The following is an 18,198-nucleotide window of genomic DNA, read 5'->3' on the forward strand; positions in this document are numbered from 1 at the left end:
CAAATCAACACAGTTTCCTACAGACGCCCATAGACTCCGGTGCACTGCTGCTCTTTCCGGGGACCGCCCACATGCTCGACGACATTCGTTGGGATACCGACCTGATCCGCCGCTACGATCTCGCCGGGCCACGCTACACCTCCTACCCGACCGCCGTGCAACTGCACAGCGAGGTGGGCTCGTTCGACCTGCTTCACGCCCTGCGCGACAGCCGTCGGGCGGTGCGCCCGCTGTCGCTGTACGTACATGTGCCGTTCTGCGCCAACATCTGTTACTACTGCGCCTGCAACAAGGTCATCACCAAGGACCGCGCCCGCGCCGCGCCGTATCTGCAGCGCCTGGAGCAGGAAATCCAGCTGGTCGCCTGCCACCTGGACCCTAAACAACGTGTTGAACAGCTGCATTTCGGCGGCGGTACGCCCACCTTCCTCAGCCATGTGGAATTGCGCCAGCTGATGGCCACCCTGCGCCAGCACCTCCACTTGCTGGACGATGATTCCGGCGACTACGGCATCGAGCTCGACCCGCGAGAGGCCGACTGGTCGACCATGGGCCTGTTGCGCGAACTGGGCTTCAACCGCGTCAGCCTGGGCGTGCAGGACCTTGACCCGGCCGTACAGCGCGCGGTCAACCGCCTGCAGAGCCTGGAACAAACCCGCACCCTGATCGAGGCAGCACGCACCTTGCAGTTCCGCTCGGTCAACCTCGACCTGATCTACGGCCTGCCCAAGCAAACCCCGGAAGGCTTTGCCCGCACCGTCGACGAAGTGATCCGCCTGCAACCCGACCGCCTGTCGGTGTTCAATTACGCACACCTGCCCGAACGCTTCATGCCGCAACGGCGCATCGACAGCAACGACCTGCCCAGCGCGGCCACCAAGCTGGAGATGCTGCACGCCACCATCGACCAGCTGACCGCCGCCGGCTACCGCTACATCGGCATGGACCACTTCGCCCTGCCCGACGACGAACTGGCCATCGCCCAGGAAGAAGGCACCCTGCAGCGCAATTTCCAGGGCTACACCACCCACGGGCACTGCGACCTGATTGGCCTGGGCGTGTCGGCGATCAGCCAGATCGGCGACCTCTACTGCCAGAACAGCAGCGACCTCAACACCTACCAGGACAGCCTGTCCAACGCCCAGCTGGCCACCCAGCGCGGCCTGGTCTGCAACCATGACGACCGCATTCGGCGGGCGGTGATACAGCAGCTGATCTGCCATTTCGAGCTGGATTTCGAACCGATCGAACAGGCCTTCACAATTGATTTCCGTGGCTACTTCAACGACCTCTGGCCCGAGCTGCTGACCTTGCAGCGCGACGGCCTGATCAGCCTGGACGACAAGGGCATCCGCATCCTCCCGGCCGGCCGCCTGCTGGCGCGCTCGGTGTGCATGGTGTTCGACGCCTACCTGGCCATGCAGAACCGCCAGCGTTTCTCGCGGGTGATCTGAAAACCGAGGCGTTCAACCGCATGGACAAGCCTCCTTGCCAAGCACACTATGGGCGTACAAGGACTCCCGGCAGGCCGCTTGCCGGGGTTTCGCCAGCGCGCACCATCATCGCGCACACTGGCCTACACCCTGTGTCGTAGGTTACCCTTACGACTTATGTGTGCTTTCCCACAAGGATCGATTCAAATGTCCGAGCCAGTCAAACTGCGCGCCCACAACCAGGCCCATTGCAAGGACTGCAGCCTGGCCCCCCTGTGCCTACCTCTTTCGCTCAACCTGGAAGACATGGATGCACTGGATGAAATCGTCAAACGCGGCCGCCCGCTTAAAAAAGGCGAGTTCCTGTTCCGCCAGGGTGACAATTTCGGCTCGGTCTACGCCGTACGTTCCGGTGCTCTGAAAACCTTCAGCCTCAGCGACAGCGGCGAAGAGCAGATCACCGGCTTCCACCTGCCCAGCGAGCTGGTCGGCCTGTCGGGCATGGACACCGAGGCCTACCCGGTATCGGCCCAGGCGCAGGAAACCACCTCGGTCTGCGAAATCCCCTTCGAGCGCCTGGACGAGCTGTCGGTACAGCTACCACAACTGCGCCGCCAGCTGATGCGGGTAATGAGCCGGGAGATCCGCGACGACCAGCAAATGATGCTGCTGCTGTCGAAGAAGACCGCCGACGAGCGCATTGCCACCTTCCTGGTCAACCTGTCGGCACGCTTCCGCGCCCGTGGCTATTCGGCCAACCAGTTCCGCCTGAGCATGTCGCGCAACGAAATTGGCAATTACCTGGGCCTGGCGGTGGAAACCGTGTCGCGGGTATTCACCCGCTTCCAGCAAAACGGCCTGTTGCGCGCAGAGGGCAAGGAAGTGCACATCCTCGACCCGATCCAGCTGTGTGCGCTGGCCGGTGGTGCAATCGAGGCCTGAGGCCGGCGTTTAGCGGGTATACTTGGGCATTCGTTTCCCCAGGATACCCGCAACAATGCACAGCGACGCCTTCGACCTCAAAGCCTTGATCCGCCCGGTGGTGGACTTCCCCAAACCGGGCGTGATCTTCCGCGATATCACGCCGCTGTTCCAGTCGCCGCGCGGGCTGCGCTATGTGGCCGACCAGTTCATCGAGCGCTATGTCGAGGCGGATTTCAGCCACATTGGTGCGATGGACGCGCGAGGTTTCCTGATCGGCTCGATCATCGCCCACCAGCTGAACAAGCCACTGATCCTGTTCCGCAAGCAAGGCAAGCTGCCGGCTGACGTGTTGAGCGAGGGCTACCAGACCGAATACGGCGAAGCCTTCCTGGAAGTGCATGCCGACAGCCTGTGCGAAGGCGATTCGGTGCTGATCTTCGATGATCTGATTGCGACCGGCGGTACGCTGCTGGCGGCGGCTAACCTGGTGCGCCGCACCGGGGCGCAGGTATTCGAGGCGGCGGCAATCATTGACCTGCCGGAGTTGGACGGGTCGCGTCGGTTGCAGGCGGCTGGGGTGCCTACCTTCTGCCTGACCGAGTTTTCCCTCAGCGAGTACTGAGTTGGCTTTTGGGGCTGCTTTGCAGCCCATCGCCGGCAAGCCAGCTCCCACAAGTGTGCCGCAAGCCCGAAGGCAGCACTGTACCTGTGGGAGCTGGCTTGCCGGCGATGGGCCGCAAAGCGGCCCCAACAACCTTGGATCAGAGCGAAATCGGCCGACGCCCGGCAAAAGCATGGGCCAAAGTCCCACCATCGACCATCTCCAGCTCGCCCCCCAGCGGCACGCCATGGGCAATCCGCGAAGCCACCAGCCCCTTCTCGTTCAGCAACTGCGCAATGTAATGCGCCGTCGCCTCGCCTTCCACCGTCGGGTTGGTCGCCAGGATCACTTCGGTAAAGGTGCCCTGCTCCTCGATCCGCGCCATCAGCTGCGGAATACCGATTGCCTCCGGCCCCAGGCCGTCCAGCGGCGACAGGTGCCCCTTGAGCACGAAGTAACGGCCACGGTAGCCGGTCTGCTCCACGGCATACACATCGGTCGGCCCCTCTACCACACACAGCTGAGCGTCGTCACGACGCGGGTCGGCGCACTGCGGGCACAGTTCCTGCTCGGTAAGGGTGCGGCACTGGCGGCAATGCCCTACCCCTTCCATGGCCTGGGTCAGGGCCTGAGCCAGGCGCAGGCCGCCGCTGCGGTCACGCTCGAGCAACTGCAAGGCCATGCGCTGGGCGGTTTTCTGGCCGACACCCGGCAGGATGCGCAGGCCGTCGATCAGTTGGCGGATGAGGGGGCTGAAGCTCATGGGGAAGGCCTGACAATTCAATAAGAGGCGGTTTATACCCAGCGGGGGCGGTGGCGTCAAATCAGACTCCAGCCCTATGCCGTCCGTGTAGGAGCGGCCTTGTGTCGCGATGGGGCGCGCAGCGGCCCCAGGATCTTAGCTTCGCAGCATGAATTGCCGGGGCTGCTGCGCAGCCCTATCGCGACACAAGGCCGCTCCTACACGGTCCGCGCCGGGTTCAAGAATAAAGACCACGCCGGCTGCGTGAACGCACAAAAAAACCGCCGCTGGTAACAGCGGCGGTTTTCGGTATCGCAATGCCCTTAGAACGGCATCTTGAAGCCCGGCGGCAGTTGCATGCCAGCGGTCATGCCGCCCATTTTTTCCTGGCTGCTCTGCTCGACCTTGCGCACGGCGTCGTTCAACGCAGCGGCGATCAGGTCTTCCAGCACTTCCTTGTCGTCTTCTTCAGTCGACATCAGGCTCTGGTCGATGCTGACGCGCTTGACGTCGTGACGACCGGTCATCACCACACTTACCAGGCCGCCACCGGACTGGCCGGTGACTTCGGCGTTGGCCAGCTCTTCCTGCATCTTGGCCATCTTTTCCTGCATCTGCTGGGCCTGCTTCATCAGGCCGGCCATGCCACCTTTCATCATGGGGGTATACCTCGATTGGGTCATGTGATGCGGCCCGGCACCGGGCCGGCCGCATGGTTATCCGTTACTGGCCCTGATGGGTCAGGGCTTCTACAGGCTCAATAGTATCCTGCCGCACCTTGGCACCGAACAACTTGATCATCTGCTGGATCAACGGATCCTGCTCGATCGAGGTGACGGCGTCCTGTTGGCGCTCGGCACGCTTGCGCGACGCTGCCTGGGCCGGGGTTTCCTGCTCGGGCAAAATCAGCTCGATACGCAGGTTCAGCGTGCGCCCCAGGTGCTGATTGAGTGCATCGTTCAGGCGCCGCTGCTGGGTGGCGTTGAACAGCGCGCCCTGGCCCGGGTCCAGGTGCAGCAGCCAGTCGTCGCCATCGGCGGCAATCAGCGTACAGTTTGCCGCGATGTTGCCTGTCATCCCGGACACAGGCAACTGCGGGAATAATTCCAGCCATTGCAGGGCCAGGCCAGTGGCCGGCTTCGCTGCCGGCAGCGGTTCGGCTGCAGGCTTGGGCGCCTCTTCCTGAACGTGCTCGGCCAGCTCGTCCAGGTAGCTGAAGCCGACCGGGGCGCTTTCAACGTCGTAATAGTCGTCATCCAGCGGCGGCTCGTCGTCGCGGTCCATGCCTACGGCAACGTAAGCGGACGGGTCGAACGGTGGCGCATCATGCATCACAGGCGCAGCTGGAGACGCTGGCTGCGGGGCGGGCTGAGGGGCTGCCGCCGGCTCTGCTACAGGCTCGATGGGCGCAGGTTCGACTGCCGGCACCGGGTCTTCCCATGGCAGGTCGACGACCTCGGCAACTGGCTCGGGTACCGAGATGGCCTCTATTTCGGCCTTCAGCTCGGTGTCGGGCTCCAGCTCAGGCTCATGGTCGACCGTCGCAGGCGGGGGCACCACCAGTTGCGGGGCAGCCACCGCAGGTTCCGGCGCCACAGCCTCGACAGGCAACGGTGCCACGGCAACCGCTGGCGCTGCCACCGGCGTTGCAGGATCAGCTGTGGCCTGGCTGATCCCCACTGGCTTTAGCACCGGTTTCGGCGCGTCATCAGTGTCGGCCGGGCGGAACGCCAGCATGCGCAGCAGGACCATTTCAAAGCCGCCACGCGGGTCCGGCGCCAGGGGCAAATCGCGACGGCCGATCAGGCCCATCTGGTAATAGAACTGCACGTCCTCGGCCGGCAGCGCCTGGGCCAGCGCCAGCACCCGGTCACGATCGCCCTGGCCGTTGTCCACGGCCTCCGGCAGCGCCTGGGCAATGGCCACGCGGTGCAACACGTTGAGCATCTCGGCCAGCACGCCAGCCCAGTCCGGCCCCTGCTCGGCCAGGTTGCGCACGGCCTCCAGCAAGGCCCGGGCGTCACCTTCAAGCAGGGCCTGCAGCACACCATAGACCTGGCCGTGATCAAGGCTGCCAAGCATGGCCCGCACATCGGCGGCCATTACCTTGCCTTCACCAAAGGCGATGGCCTGGTCGGTCAGGCTCATGGCATCACGCATCGAGCCGTCAGCGGCGCGACCCAGCAACCACAGGGCATCCGCCTCGAACGGCACGTTTTCAGCGGCCAACACGTGGCTGAGGTGCTCGACGACCCGCTCCGGGCTCATGTTCTTCAGCGAGAACTGCAAGCAACGCGACAGGATGGTGGCCGGCAGCTTCTGCGGGTCGGTGGTGGCGAGGATGAACTTGACGTAGGGCGGCGGCTCTTCCAGCGTCTTGAGCAAGGCGTTGAACGAGTGGGTCGAGAGCATGTGCACTTCGTCGATCAGGTAGACCTTGAAGCGCCCACGGCTGGGGGCGTACTGCACGTTGTCGAGCAGTTCACGGGTGTCTTCGACCTTGGTGCGGCTGGCGGCGTCGATCTCGATCAGGTCGACAAAGCGCCCCTCGTCAATCTCCCGGCACACCGAACAGGTGCCGCACGGCGTGGAAGTAATGCCGGTTTCGCAGTTCAGGCACTTGGCAATGATACGGGCGATAGTCGTCTTGCCCACGCCACGGGTACCGGTGAACAGGTAGGCGTGGTGCAGGCGCTGGTTGTCCAAGGCATTGATCAAGGCCTTGAGCACATGGGTCTGGCCGACCATTTCGCGGAACGAGCGCGGACGCCATTTACGTGCAAGAACCTGATAACTCATCGAAAAACCATCGTAGCCTGATCGAGCGGAAGATCGCTAATGCTAGCGGAGCGGGGGCAAAATTGCACCCTGCGCGAGTCGTCTAAGCTTTGATACTGGCGCGCTATCCAGGGAGGACTGCCTTTGCGAACACTGCTGGCCCTGTTGCTGCTCTGGACCACCTCCAGCCTGGCTGAGCACCCTGTACTGCGTTTTTCTGTTGCCGAAAGTTGGGGCATGCCACTGGCGCGCATCGAAGGCGACCAGCCGGTGGAAGGCCTGGTGTACGACCTGATGCAAGCCATGGCCAGGGAAGTCGGCGTACGCCCGGAGTTTCACGTAATGGCCCGCCTGCGCTTGCAGGAGGCCATGGACAGCGGCGATATCGATGTGCGCTGCTATGTGAGCACCCAGTGGTTCAACGACCGCCCGGGCGATTTTGTCTGGAGCATCCCGCTGATTCACCAACGTGACCTGCTGGTGGGGCGCGTCGGCGACAGCGCGCCGATGCCACCGGAGCAACTGCCGCCCCAGGCTATCGGCACGGTGCTGGGCTACACCTACGCGACCCTGCAACCGCTGCTGGACCAGGGTCGGCTGCGCCGTGAGGACAGCCGCAGCCAGTTGTTGGTGCTGCAGAAGCTGCAAGCCGGGCGCTATCGACATGCGGTGAGCAACCAGCTGTCGTTGCAGTGGTTCAACCAGGCTCAGCCGGCAGATCGGCAATTGCAGACGCTGGCCGTGCTGGAGGAACAGGACCTCGGTTGCATGGTACGCAATGACCCGGCGATACCGACACAAGGGCTGCTACGGGCGCTGGTGCGGATGAAGCAGTCGGGGGAGATTGAGCGGATTGTGCAGCGGTATGGGGGAACGGGTTATGGCGACAATATATCTGTAGCTCGACCCTGACCCCTGGCTCAAAACCTCAAAGACGGCGCGATCACTGTGGGAGCGGGCAAGCCCTAATGCCAGTCAGTTAAGACTGCCGGGGCTGCTGCGCAGCCCATCGCCGGCAAGCCAGCTCCCACACCGACCGCATTGAATTCAAGCCATGCGCCATATCTGTGGGAGCCTGGCTTGCTGGCGATGGGCCGCAACGCGGCCCCAAATTGCTTAACTGACCGACATCAGGGCAAGCCCGCGGACACCGGCAGAGCCGGTGCCATCGACCGAGTAACCCTCTTCGCGGGCAAGCCCACCCTCATAGAACTGCGCATAACTCATTGAATTAGCAGGGACCCTGTGGGAGCGGCTTTAGCCGCGAACACCGGCGCAGCCGGTGCCATGCACCGCATTGGATTCTTCGCGGCTAAAGCCATACAGGATTGCGCAGAGCTCTGACGTTCTTTATTGCAAGCTCAAGATCACTGACCTTTGCGCTCAAACGCCAGACTGACAGCATCCGCCTGCCCCCAGGCAATCTGCATGGCCCGCAACCCATGCTCCAGCAGCTGCCGCGTCTCTTCGTCCTCGATGCGCTCCAGCGCCCGCCGGCTGTCGCTATAGGCAAACATCAGGTAGTGGGTGACATTCATCAGCGCGAACTCCATCGGCACGATGCCTTCGTGGATGGCGCGGGAAAGGGATTTACCTTGGGGTATATCGAAGACGTGGGGTGGATCGGGGACCAGTTTTTTCATGACAGCTCCGTGTTGGCTGTGTTGTCCCCTTCTGCTTCCACGCATTAGGGTGGCAACTGTACGCGGGGTGGAAGACCAGGCACACGGTAGGCCCGGCAGGTACGAATACCTCCCGCGCACAGCCGCCATAAATGACAACTGTCCCGTGTGACGCCCAGGCTTCCACACCCGATCGCTGAACCGACAGCGACCGCAAAAGCCTAGTGGGCGGGGTTTCCCGGGACAATCAGACGGGAGTCGACAGAGTACGTAGGATATTTCGGCACCCCCTACAGCAAAAGCGGGAAACTGCCCTGAGAGCTGTAGGAAGCATCCTTAAAGACGATCGCGTTGGCGCTACCGATTGTTCGTCTTGAGGAATGTGTTGTTCTCAAGATCGAGCGCCGCACGCGCGGCGCTTCGCGGGACAAGCCCGCTCCCACATCTGTTTCGGGCCAATTACTCCTGTGCCTGTGGCGCGTGCACCCTAGGTGCATGACTGGAAATAGTGAAGGACTGCAGCGCCACTCTAGATATCAAAGGGAACAAAAAAGGCGGATAGAGATGACCTGACAGGAGTAACTGGCCCGAAACAGATGTGGGAGCGGGCTTGTCCCGCGAAGCGCCGCGCGGGCGGCGCTCGATCTTGAGCACGACACATCCTTCAAGCCGTACACCTCGCCGCCCTCACACAACTGCAACCAACCCCGCACTCAAGAACAACCCCATACCAAACACGAAATGCGTAGCCAGGCTCTTCAGGCAGTTACGCGCAGGCGTAGGCGTCTTCGACGCAAAGAACCCCGCCCCCATCACCGGCTGCATGAAGCACAGCGGCGCCACGACCGTCCCCACACCGACAACTACCGCAGGCAGCAAAGTAGGTGCCAGCAACCACCCCTCCCCTACGACCGCAACCAGCAGCATCGAGAACAGCACGCCGGTGGCGTAATGAATCCCCCACCCCAACGCCAGCTCATGGCGCACCGGCTCCGCCCTGGCAATCGCCTGATGCAGCACACGCCCATCCAGCAGATGCCCGGCCCAACGCCCGACCATGGCAAAGTTCAGCGTCGCAACACCACAGCGCCTCAGCAGCAATCCCCACAGGTCCATCACCACCGTGGCACCGATACCAATCGGCAAGGCCGCTGAAAACATCGCAATAAACGTCATTGAAATACCCCTTGTAGATTGACTGTCACCACCATGCCGCGCAGCATAGAAGTTGAAGTCAACTTCAAGTCAAGGCCTCCAAATGGACATTGCCGACGTCGCCAAACGCACAGGCGTACCCGCCTCGACGCTGCGTTACTACGAAAAGAAAGGGTTGCTCAAATCACTCGCCGGGCACGGCCAGCGGAGGCAGTTTGCGGCCGATGTGGCAGACCGCCTGGCGCTGATCGCCCTGGGCCAGGCTGCGGGGTTCTCGTTGGATGAGGTGGGGGCGATGCTGGTGGACCTGCAGGTCGACCGGCAGATGCTGATTGCCAAGGCAGATGAGCTGGATGCACGAATCAGGCGCTTGCAGGCGATGAGCAAAGGCTTGCGACATGCGGCGCAATGCCCTGAGGAAGATCATCTGGCCTGCCCGAAATTCCAGCGGCTGATGAAGCTGTCGGCGGCGGGGGCATTTAGCAACAAAATAGCAGGGGCAAAGCATTGATTGAGAAGCGCCAAGGCACCGCAAGCGAACGCCCCTCGCTGAAGCCGCTAATTCAGCGCCGCAACCCTGCATTGTTTTATGCATGATTTTACGTATACTCAGCTATGCAATGCGACGTGAGCGACTCAGGCATCGATACTGATACTGATTGCTCACACCAACCTACTGATAAGTCGAGGCAAAAGCGCATGAGTGCACTCCTAGACCGAGCTGAACAGGCAGTGTCCGCCACAGCAATGGTCCGAGGCTTCAGTGCGAAACTGAAGGAGGTTACCAGCGGCGACGTAAGCCATCTGGTAATTTTCAAGGACAACGAACCAGCAGCTGTACTGGTAGGCGTCGAAGCCTACCAAGCGCTGCAGGACGAACTTGAGGACCTACGCGCTGAACTCTTGGCCATTGAACGTCTGGCCACATTAGACGATAAGACCACCGTGAGCCTTGAGGACATGGAGGCTCGCTTCAAGTAGGCAAGTACCCATGATTTGGAGCGTCCGGTTTCACCCAGATGTCGAGCAAGATCTTGTTCTGTTAGGCAAGGCCGAGGCAAAACGGGTCCTGAAAGTTATACGCGAGCGCATCGTAGAAGAAGAGCCGGACAAGATCGGCAAACCGCTTCGGGGAGCACTCGCAGGGCATCGTCGCATTCGGACCGGCGATATCCGTATCGTCTACAGAATCGAAGGCAACGAGATAGTGCTGGTTCTATGCCTGGGGGCTCGACAAAATGATGAAGTCTATGAGACTGCAAACAGGCGAGTTTGAGCTTTGGCCAATGCTTGAGGTGGATTGCGACGGAGAAGATGAGCAAGGAACGTTGCTACACCGTTAGGCCTTCAGAATTCAAGTACCTGAAATGGAGGCAGCCCCACCAGCCACACCCCGGCACTCGATGTTCCCGCTATGGCTGCTCCCTTCCGGGCCTGACCAGGTTAACGGGTAATCAATGCGGGGGGACCGATGGGGCCACCACTACATGCCTCGCTGAACAGCGAGTGGCGCTATTGTACCGGTCTTGGGGGCAGATACAACCTCTGAAGTAGAAAAAGTCATCATTTCTCAATGACTTGTCCGGGTTGGGGTGGCAGGACTGGCCTATTCGCGGGTCAACCCGCTCCAGGGGGTAGCGTCATGTCGAAGTCAGCACAGCACCTGTGGGAGCGGGCGTGCCCGCGAAACAGGCAACACAGTACATGGCACCGGCTTTGCCGGTGATCGCCGGCAAGCCAGCTCCCACAAGGGCCGTGCAGGCCCCGGGATCTGGCTTCAGCTTTTAGACGGTGACGCCTTGATCGGCCAGGAAGGTGACGAAGGCATCTTCATCGAGCACCTTCACCCCCAGTTCGCTGGCTTTGGCCAGCTTCGAACCCGCCCCCGGCCCGGCCACTACGCAGTGGGTCTTGCCAGAAACAGAACCGGCCACCTTGGCCCCCAGGCTCTCCAGCTTGTCCTTGGCAATGTCGCGGCTCATGCGCTCCAGGGTACCGGTCAGCACCCAGGTCTGGCCGGCCAGCGGCAGGCCTTCGGCAACCTTCTTCTCGCTGCTCCAGTGCATGCCGAACGCCAGCAACTGCGCTTCGATGTCCCGCGCCAGTTTCTGGTTGGCTTCATCCTTGAAGAACTCGCGCACCGCATCGGCCTGCTTGGCCGCCAAGGCCTGGCGCAGGTCGATGCCGTCGGCGGCGATGATCTTGTCCAGGCTGTCGAGCTTGGCCACCAGCTTCTCGGCGCCGGTCGGGCCGACCGAGGCGATGTCGAGCTTGGCGATCATGCCGGCCAGGGTGGTGCTGGCGGCGAATTCGGCAGCCAGCTCGCCTTCGTCCTGCAACTGCATGCCGCTGTCGAGCAGTTGCTGAATCACCTTCTGGTTGTGCTCGTCTTCGAAGAAGTTGTGGATCTCGTAGGCAACTTCCAGGCCGATGTCGGGCAGGTAAGTCAGCACCTGCGGCAATGCCCGCTGCACGCGCGCCAAGCTGCCCAGCGAGCGGGCCAGTACCTTGGCGGTTTCTTCGCCTACGTCGGGGATGCCCAAGGCGTAGATGAAGCGCGCCAGGCTCGGGCGCTTGCTGGCTTCGATGGCATCGAGCAGCTTCTGGGTAGACACCTCGGCGAAGCCTTCCAGGCCAACAACCTGCTCGAACTCAAGCTTGTACAGGTCAGCCGGCGAGCCTATAAGGCCTTCGTCCACCAGTTGCTCGACGCTTTTTTCACCCAGGCCATCGATATCCATGGCACGCCGCGATACATAGTGGATGATCGCCTGCTTGAGCTGAGCGCCACAGGCCAGGCGACCGACGCAGCGGTACACCGCACCTTCGCTGGTGGTTTCCTTGCCTTTGCTGCGTTTGACCAGCTGGGTGCGCTCGACCTGCGAGCCGCACACCGGGCACTCGCTGGGCACTTGTACCGGGCGGGCATCTTCCGGGCGACGTTCAAGCACCACCTGCATCACCTGCGGGATCACGTCACCGGCGCGACGAATGATCACCGTGTCGCCAATGCGCAGGCCCAGACGGGCGATTTCGTCCATGTTGTGCAGGGTGGCGTTGGACACGGTCACACCCGCCACCTTGACCGGCTTCAGGCGCGCCACGGGGGTTACCGCGCCGGTGCGGCCGACCTGGAACTCGACGTCCAGCACCTCGGTCAACTCTTCCATTGCCGGGAACTTGTGGGCAATCGCCCAGCGCGGTTCACGGGCGCGGAAGCCCAGCTCACGCTGGGCGGCCAGGCTGTTGACCTTGAACACTACGCCATCGATTTCATACGGCAGGCTGTTACGCCGCTCGCCAATGTCGCGGTAGTAGTCCAGGCATTCTTCGATCCCCGCCGCATGCTTGAGCTCACGGCTGATCGGCATGCCCCAGGCCTTGAGCTGCTCAAGGATGCCGATGTGGCTGTCGCCGATGCTCTCGGACAGCTGGCCGACGCCATAGCAGCAGAACTCCAGCGGGCGGCTGGCAGTGATCTTCGAGTCCAGCTGGCGCAGGCTGCCGGCGGCAGCATTGCGCGGGTTGGCGAAGGTCTTGCCGCCGGCTTCGGCCTGGGCAGCATTGAGCCGGTCGAAACCGGCCTTGCTCATGTAGACCTCGCCGCGCACTTCCAGCACCGCCGGCCAGCCCTCGCCCTGCAGCTTGAGCGGGATGTTGCGCACCGTGCGCACGTTGGCGCTGATGTCTTCGCCGGTAGTGCCGTCGCCACGGGTGGCGCCCTGCACCAGCTGGCCGTCGCGGTACAGCAAGCTCACGGCCAAGCCGTCGAGCTTGGGTTCGCAGCTGTAGTCGACCGCACCCGGCTGGTCGAGGCCTTCCACAACGCGGCGACCGAATTCGCGCAGGTCCGCTTCTTCGAAAGCGTTGCCCAGGCTAAGCATGGGCACTTCGTGGCGCACTTGACTGAATGCGGCCAGCGCCGTACCGCCAACGCGCTGTGTGGGCGAGTCGGGGGTTACCAGGTGCGGGTGTTCGGCTTCAAGCGCCTTGAGCTCGTTGAACAGGCGGTCGTATTCGGCATCGGGCACGCTCGGCTCGTCGAGCACGTAATAGCGGTAGTTGTGCTGATCGAGCTCGTGGCGCAGTTCGTGGATACGGGTTTCGGCGGTCATGGGTTTTTTCTTCTCTTGCAAAGCAAAAGAGCAGCCTGTGGGTGGTGCATGGGGTCTGGATTAGCCATTGCCTGTCCTGGCCCTATCGCCGGCAAGCCAGCTCCCAGAGGTACACCAAAGGCCTGGAAGGCAGTGGTAGCCCTGTGGGAGCTGGCTTGCCGGCGATAGGGCCGGAACAGGCGATAACAACACCCGAACCGACCAGCACGCCCTCAGGCTGCTCTTTCGTCTGGATCTGTCAGCGCTTCTGGGTCAGCGCGCGGCGCTCGAACTCGACGATGCGCTGGCGGTAGTGCTCGATGGTCTGGGCGGTCAAAACGCTGCGCTGGTCGTCCTTGAGTTCACCGTTCAGTTCATGCGCCAGCTTGCGCGCCGCTGCCACCATCACGTCAAAGGCCTGTTTCGGATGACGCGGGCCCGGCAGGCCCAGGAAGAAGCTCACCGCACGGGTGCTGAAGTGGTCGATGTCGTCCAGGTCGAACACGCCAGGCTTGACCGCGTTGGCCATGGAGAACAGCACTTCGCCGTGGCCGGCCATGCTCTCGTGGCGATGGAAGATGTCCATTTCGCCGAAACGCAGGCCGCTTTCAAGGATGTTCTGCAGCAACGCCGGGCCCTTGAAGCCGCCTTCGTCGCGGGAGATCACGCTGATCACCAGCACTTCCTCGGCCGGCGGCAGGTCCTTGACGCTGCTGCTGGCAGACGGCGCAGCATTGCTACGGGTATTGTCGGCGGCAAAATCGTCGTCGCTGTCGGCAAACAGGTCAGGCTCACGCGCCTCGGCGCTCAGGCTCAGGTCGCCCTGCTGCACATCGGCAGCCGCGGTGGCACGCTTGGCACGTTTGCTGGCCTTGGCCGGCTTCGCCTCGCGCTCGCGATCACGCGCAGAAGCGCTGAGCGACGGCAGGTCGCTTTCGTCCAGCTCAGGCTCCTTGTGGTTATCCAGCACCCGCGACGGGCCGAGCACTTCGGCACTGCCGCCCTCTTCGTCCGGCAGATTGGAATAACTGCGGTCCAGACGGAATTTCAACTTGCCTTTGCCGCCGCGCATGCGGCGCCAGCCGTCGAAAAGAATACCGGCAATGACAATGATGCCGATGACGATCAGCCACTCGCGCAGACCGATTTCCATGTAATCCCGTGCCTCTATAAAAATATGCTTGAAAACAAAGGGTTCAAAGCCCTTTAACACGTGGCGCCAACTCTATGTTCTGACAGGCGTTTTACCCACGCAAAAAACGAGTGACATTAAGCTAGCACGACCAAAGACAACTTTACACCGTCTGTCGCACATGACGGGGGCATTTCGCTACAGAATGTGCCCCATCGTCGCGTATCAGGCGTCGACCATGGCCATGGCGGCCTCCACATCAACTGCAACAAGACGTGAACAACCGGGTTCATGCATGGTGACCCCCATCAATTGGTCCGCCATTTCCATGGCAATCTTGTTATGGGTGATGTAGATGAACTGCACGCTTTCACTCATTTCCTTGACCAGGCGCGCGTAGCGCCCGACGTTGGCATCGTCCAGCGGTGCATCGACCTCGTCGAGCATGCAGAACGGTGCGGGGTTCAACTTGAAGATGGCAAACACCAGCGCCAACGCGGTCAGTGCCTTCTCGCCGCCGGACAGCAGATGGATGGTGCTGTTCTTCTTGCCCGGTGGTCGCGCCATGATCGTCACCCCTGTATCGAGTAGATCTTCGCCCGTCAGTTCCAGATAAGCGCTGCCACCACCGAAAACTTTTGGGAAAAGTGCCTGTAATCCGGCATTTATCTGATCAAAGGTATCCTTGAAGCGGTTGCGGGTTTCCTTGTCGATCTTGCGAATGACGTTTTCCAGGGTCTCCAGCGCCTCGACCAGGTCGGCGTTCTGGGCATCCAGGTAGCGTTTGCGCTCGGACTGCTGCTCGTACTCTTCGATGGCGGCGAGGTTGATCGCCCCCAGGCACTGGATGCGCGCTTCAAGCTGTTCCAGCGCTTGTTCGGTGCCCTGTTCGCTGGCGTCGGCCTCCAGTGTGGCGAGAACCGCTTGCAGGTCGTAGCCATCGGCCAGCAACTGCTCCTGCAGGGTCTTGCGCCGCACATCCAGGCCCTGGCACTCCAGCCGTAGCTGCTCCAGTTGCCCGCGTAGCAACTGCGCCTGCTGCTCGGCCTGGGTGCGGCGCTTTTCGGCGTCGCGCAACTCGCGGTCGGCTTCGTCCATGTGCAGACGGGCCAGGCGCATTTCCTCGTCGACGCTCATGCGCAGCTCCAGCAGCCCTTCCAGCTTCAGTCGCAGCTCTTCCTGGGGGGCCTCGCCCTCCTCCAGGTTCAGGCTCAGTTGCTCCTGACGCTCGCTTAGCCGTGCCGCCTGCTGCTCCAGGCGCTCCAGGGCCTGGCGGGTGGAGTCGTGCTGGGCACGCAGCGAGCCCAGGCGCACGGCCAGCTGATGGGCGTGGTCCTTGTGCTGGCGGGCTTCCTGGCGCACCCGGTCGAGGCTTTCGCGCAGGGTGTCGCGGCGGGCCATCAACTGCTCGCGCTGCTCGGTGTCCTGGGCCATCAGCTCCAGGGCCTCTTGCAGCAACAAGCGGGCTTCGCCCAGTTGTTCATGTTCAAGGGCGCGCTGTTCTTCCAGTTCGGTCAGTTCTTCCTGCAAACGCCGGCGGCGCAGCTCGACCTGCTCGGCGCGCGCGCGGCTGGCCGACAGGTTGGCTTTCAGTTCGCCGTGCAGGCGGTTTTCCTCCTGGCTGCGGCGGCGCAGCTGCTCGCGCTGCTCTTCCAGGTCCAGCTGCTGCTCGCGCAGGGCTTGCAGTTGCTGCTCCAGTTGCTCCAGCGCCGCTTCCTGTTCCAGTTGCTCCTGGCTCAGGCGTTCGATTTCCTGGCCACGCGCCAGCACACCACCTTCGGCCTCACTGCCCCGGCGCACCCGCAGGAAGTGCCGGCCAACCCAGTAGCCATCGCGGCTGACCAGGCTCTGGCCTTCGCCAAGCGACGCATGTTGCGCCAGCGCCTGGGCCAGGTCTTCCACCGGCTTGACCTGGCCCAGCCAGGGCGCCAGATCAACGCGGCCTTCAACCTTTTCCAGCAGGCTGCCGGGTAACGACTCGCCGGCATCACTGGCCAGCAGCAAGCGCAACTCGCCCAGCTCCAGGCCAGCAAAATCGAGGCCGGTGAAATCGTCCACGAGCACAGCCTGCAGATCAGCGCCGAGCACGGTTTCTACTGCAAGCTCCCAGCCCGGTTCTACCCGCAAGCCTTCGGCCAGGCGTGGCTGTTGCGCCAGGCCCTGGCCATGCAGCCAGTCTGCAGCGCCCGCCCCCGGTTCCAGGGCAGCCTGCTGCAAGGCTTCCAGCGAGGCCAGGCGGCCGCCCAGACGCTGCAGGTCGCCCTGTGCCTGCTGCTGGGCCTGGGTAGCCTGCTGCAGCTGCCCGCGCGCGCCTTCCAGGCGCTCGACCACCTGCTCTTCGGACAGCTGCAGTTCTTCCAGCAACATTTCGCTGCCGGCCAACTGCTCGGCCAGTTCCAGCAGGGTAGCGTCCTGCGGATCGCTACCCTGCTGCTCGCGCTCTTCGCCGAGCTTGCGCTGGCGCTCGGCCTGGCGCTCCAGGCTGGTTTCCAGCTGTTGCAAACGCGCTTGCTGCACTTCGGCCTGGCGGCGCGGCTCGGCGGAACGGCTGTTGAAGCTGTCCCATTGTTCCTGCCAGCCGTGCATGCCCAGCTCGGCCTCTTCAAGGGCGGCGGCAGCCTCTTCGGCGGCAGCAAGGGTCATTTCCTGCTCGGGCTCGAGCATCGCCAGTTCTTCGCCCAAGGTGGCCAGCAAGGTGCGGTCGTGGCCCAGGTGCGATTCGGTTTCCAGCCGTGTGCGCTCGGCTTCCTTGAAGTCGTCCTGCAACTGGCGCAGGCGCTGCTGGCCGTGCTGGATGCTTTGCTCGACCCGGGCGATGTCGCCGGCTACAGAGTAGAAGCGCCCCTGCACCTGGTTGAAGCGTTCGGACAATTCGTGATGGCCGTCGCGCAGGCGCTCGATGCTGGCATCGGCATTGCGCTGCTCGGCCACCAGCGCCTCGTGGGACACGTCCTGGTCGCCGATCACCGACTCGCGCTGGCGCACGCGTTCGTCCAGGTCGCGCCAGCGCAGGGCCGACAGGCGCGCTTTCATCTGCCGTTCCTGGGCCTTGTACTCACGGTACTTCTCGGCCGCCTGGGCTTGCCGGTGCAAGCGCTCCAGCTGGCGTTCCAGCTCTTCGCGCAGGTCGGTCAGGCGTGCCAGGTTTTCCTGGGTGCGGCGGATGCGGTTCTCGGTTTCGCGGCGGCGTTCCTTGTATTTGGAGATGCCGGCGGCTTCTTCGATAAAGTTGCGCAGCTCTTCGGGCTTGGCCTCGATCAGCTTGGAGATCATGCCCTGCTCGATGATCGAATAGCTGCGCGGCCCCAGGCCGGTACCGAGGAAAATGTCGGTAATGTCGCGTCGGCGGCACTTGGTGCCGTTGAGGTAATAGCTGTTCTGCCCGTCGCGGGTGACCTTGCGGCGGATGGAGATTTCGGCGTACGCGGCGTATTCGCCGACCAGGGTGGTTTCGCTGTTGTCAAACACCAGCTCGATGCTGGCCTGGCTGACCGGCTTACGGCCACTGGAGCCGTTGAAAATGACGTCGGTCATCGACTCGCCGCGCAGGTTCTTCGCCGAACTTTCGCCCATCACCCAGCGCACCGCGTCGATGATGTTGGACTTGCCGCAACCGTTGGGGCCAACCACCGCCGCCATATTGCTGGGGAAATTGACCGTGGTCGGGTCGACGAACGACTTGAAGCCGGCCAGGCGAATGCACTTCAGGCGCATCGG

15 protein-coding genes and 1 other RNA gene are annotated in these 18,198 nt (G+C 62.7%); 7 read left to right on the forward strand and 9 right to left on the reverse strand.

What is annotated here, in order from left to right; genetic code table 11:
* Window positions 1-71 precede the first annotated feature (71 nt).
* The 3 genes from hemN (at window position 72) to ACI2KG_RS09175 (ending at window position 2,979) form a co-directional block, all read left to right on the forward strand.
* The gene (hemN, locus tag ACI2KG_RS09165) at window positions 72-1,454 is read left to right on the forward strand and encodes an oxygen-independent coproporphyrinogen III oxidase (RefSeq protein ID WP_404661651.1); all 1,383 of its coding nucleotides are present in this window, start codon (window positions 72-74) and stop codon (window positions 1,452-1,454) included.
* A 186-nt stretch (window positions 1,455-1,640) separates the two neighbouring features.
* Window positions 1,641-2,375: a Crp/Fnr family transcriptional regulator FnrA gene (gene fnrA / locus ACI2KG_RS09170; RefSeq protein ID WP_400614019.1), complete on the forward strand. Its 735-nt coding sequence runs from the start codon at window positions 1,641-1,643 to the stop codon at window positions 2,373-2,375.
* A gap of 55 nt (window positions 2,376-2,430) precedes the next feature.
* A complete protein-coding gene (locus tag ACI2KG_RS09175) occupies window positions 2,431-2,979 on the forward strand; it encodes an adenine phosphoribosyltransferase (RefSeq protein ID WP_236237127.1) in 549 nt (182 codons plus the stop codon).
* Between the two features lie 139 nt (window positions 2,980-3,118).
* Here ACI2KG_RS09175 and recR read toward each other — a convergent pair whose 3' ends face one another.
* From recR to dnaX, 3 genes are all read right to left on the reverse strand, one after another.
* A complete protein-coding gene (recR, locus tag ACI2KG_RS09180; RefSeq protein ID WP_400614015.1) occupies window positions 3,119-3,721 on the reverse strand; it encodes a recombination mediator RecR in 603 nt (200 codons plus the stop codon).
* A 302-nt stretch (window positions 3,722-4,023) separates the two neighbouring features.
* Window positions 4,024-4,359, reverse strand: coding sequence for a YbaB/EbfC family nucleoid-associated protein (locus ACI2KG_RS09185; RefSeq protein WP_012315418.1), 336 nt, complete (start codon window positions 4,357-4,359; stop codon window positions 4,024-4,026).
* 64 nt (window positions 4,360-4,423) lie between these two features.
* The gene (dnaX, locus tag ACI2KG_RS09190) at window positions 4,424-6,499 is read right to left on the reverse strand and encodes a DNA polymerase III subunit gamma/tau (protein ID WP_404661652.1); all 2,076 of its coding nucleotides are present in this window, start codon (window positions 6,497-6,499) and stop codon (window positions 4,424-4,426) included.
* Window positions 6,500-6,622: 123 nt separating this feature from the next.
* Between dnaX and ACI2KG_RS09195 the strand changes: the two genes are divergently transcribed.
* A complete protein-coding gene (locus ACI2KG_RS09195) occupies window positions 6,623-7,390 on the forward strand; it encodes a substrate-binding periplasmic protein (RefSeq protein ID WP_404661653.1) in 768 nt (255 codons plus the stop codon).
* 455 nt (window positions 7,391-7,845) lie between these two features.
* On the opposite strand, the gene ACI2KG_RS09200 is transcribed toward ACI2KG_RS09195, so the two are convergent.
* A complete protein-coding gene (locus tag ACI2KG_RS09200; RefSeq protein ID WP_404661654.1) occupies window positions 7,846-8,121 on the reverse strand; it encodes a hypothetical protein in 276 nt (91 codons plus the stop codon).
* Window positions 8,122-8,787: 666 nt separating this feature from the next.
* On the reverse strand, window positions 8,788-9,276 hold the full coding sequence (locus ACI2KG_RS09205) for a DUF2938 domain-containing protein (protein WP_404661655.1): 489 nt from the start codon (window positions 9,274-9,276) through the stop codon (window positions 8,788-8,790).
* Between the two features lie 82 nt (window positions 9,277-9,358).
* On the opposite strand from ACI2KG_RS09205, the gene ACI2KG_RS09210 reads away from it, so the two are divergent.
* The 3 genes from ACI2KG_RS09210 to ACI2KG_RS09220 all read left to right on the forward strand — a co-directional run bounded on the left by ACI2KG_RS09210 (window position 9,359) and on the right by ACI2KG_RS09220 (window position 10,531).
* Entirely contained in the window at window positions 9,359-9,766 is a 408-nt protein-coding gene (locus tag ACI2KG_RS09210) for a helix-turn-helix domain-containing protein (protein ID WP_404661656.1), read from the forward strand.
* A 236-nt stretch (window positions 9,767-10,002) separates the two neighbouring features.
* Complete coding sequence (locus tag ACI2KG_RS09215; RefSeq protein ID WP_400741659.1) at window positions 10,003-10,236, forward strand: type II toxin-antitoxin system Phd/YefM family antitoxin; 234 nt, start codon at window positions 10,003-10,005, stop codon at window positions 10,234-10,236.
* A 10-nt stretch (window positions 10,237-10,246) separates the two neighbouring features.
* Window positions 10,247-10,531, forward strand: coding sequence for a type II toxin-antitoxin system RelE/ParE family toxin (locus ACI2KG_RS09220; RefSeq protein WP_404661657.1), 285 nt, complete (start codon window positions 10,247-10,249; stop codon window positions 10,529-10,531).
* 101 nt (window positions 10,532-10,632) lie between these two features.
* On the opposite strand, the gene ffs is transcribed toward ACI2KG_RS09220, so the two are convergent.
* The 4 genes from ffs to smc form a co-directional block, all read right to left on the reverse strand.
* An RNA gene (gene ffs / locus ACI2KG_RS09225) (signal recognition particle sRNA small type) lies at window positions 10,633-10,729 on the reverse strand.
* Window positions 10,730-11,039: 310 nt separating this feature from the next.
* A complete protein-coding gene (gene ligA, locus ACI2KG_RS09230) occupies window positions 11,040-13,370 on the reverse strand; it encodes an NAD-dependent DNA ligase LigA (RefSeq protein WP_404661658.1) in 2,331 nt (776 codons plus the stop codon).
* Window positions 13,371-13,608: 238 nt separating this feature from the next.
* On the reverse strand, window positions 13,609-14,502 hold the full coding sequence (zipA, locus tag ACI2KG_RS09235) for a cell division protein ZipA (RefSeq protein ID WP_404661659.1): 894 nt from the start codon (window positions 14,500-14,502) through the stop codon (window positions 13,609-13,611).
* Window positions 14,503-14,706: 204 nt separating this feature from the next.
* Window positions 14,707-18,195: a chromosome segregation protein SMC gene (smc, locus tag ACI2KG_RS09240; RefSeq protein ID WP_404661660.1), complete on the reverse strand. Its 3,489-nt coding sequence runs from the start codon at window positions 18,193-18,195 to the stop codon at window positions 14,707-14,709.
* Between the last annotated feature and the right edge of the window lie 3 nt (window positions 18,196-18,198).

Source organism: Pseudomonas sp. NPDC089407, from assembly GCF_044900445.1.
Taxonomy (GTDB): Bacteria; Pseudomonadota; Gammaproteobacteria; order Pseudomonadales; family Pseudomonadaceae; genus Aquipseudomonas.

Coding starts and splice junctions, on each gene's coding strand:
- dnaX (WP_404661652.1), bottom strand. CDS start 6,499: ATGAGTTATCAGGTTCTTGCACGTAAATGGCGTCCGCGCTCGTTCCGC.
- ACI2KG_RS09175 (WP_236237127.1), top strand. CDS start 2,431: ATGCACAGCGACGCCTTCGACCTCAAAGCCTTGATCCGCCCGGTGGTG.
- ACI2KG_RS09220 (WP_404661657.1), top strand. CDS start 10,247: ATGATTTGGAGCGTCCGGTTTCACCCAGATGTCGAGCAAGATCTTGTT.
- fnrA (WP_400614019.1), top strand. CDS start 1,641: ATGTCCGAGCCAGTCAAACTGCGCGCCCACAACCAGGCCCATTGCAAG.
- smc (WP_404661660.1), bottom strand. CDS start 18,195: ATGCGCCTGAAGTGCATTCGCCTGGCCGGCTTCAAGTCGTTCGTCGAC.
- ACI2KG_RS09210 (WP_404661656.1), top strand. CDS start 9,359: ATGGACATTGCCGACGTCGCCAAACGCACAGGCGTACCCGCCTCGACG.
- recR (WP_400614015.1), bottom strand. CDS start 3,721: ATGAGCTTCAGCCCCCTCATCCGCCAACTGATCGACGGCCTGCGCATC.
- ACI2KG_RS09200 (WP_404661654.1), bottom strand. CDS start 8,121: ATGAAAAAACTGGTCCCCGATCCACCCCACGTCTTCGATATACCCCAA.
- ACI2KG_RS09185 (WP_012315418.1), bottom strand. CDS start 4,359: ATGATGAAAGGTGGCATGGCCGGCCTGATGAAGCAGGCCCAGCAGATG.
- ligA (WP_404661658.1), bottom strand. CDS start 13,370: ATGACCGCCGAAACCCGTATCCACGAACTGCGCCACGAGCTCGATCAG.
- ACI2KG_RS09205 (WP_404661655.1), bottom strand. CDS start 9,276: ATGACGTTTATTGCGATGTTTTCAGCGGCCTTGCCGATTGGTATCGGT.
- hemN (WP_404661651.1), top strand. CDS start 72: ATGCTCGACGACATTCGTTGGGATACCGACCTGATCCGCCGCTACGAT.
- ACI2KG_RS09215 (WP_400741659.1), top strand. CDS start 10,003: ATGGTCCGAGGCTTCAGTGCGAAACTGAAGGAGGTTACCAGCGGCGAC.
- zipA (WP_404661659.1), bottom strand. CDS start 14,502: ATGGAAATCGGTCTGCGCGAGTGGCTGATCGTCATCGGCATCATTGTC.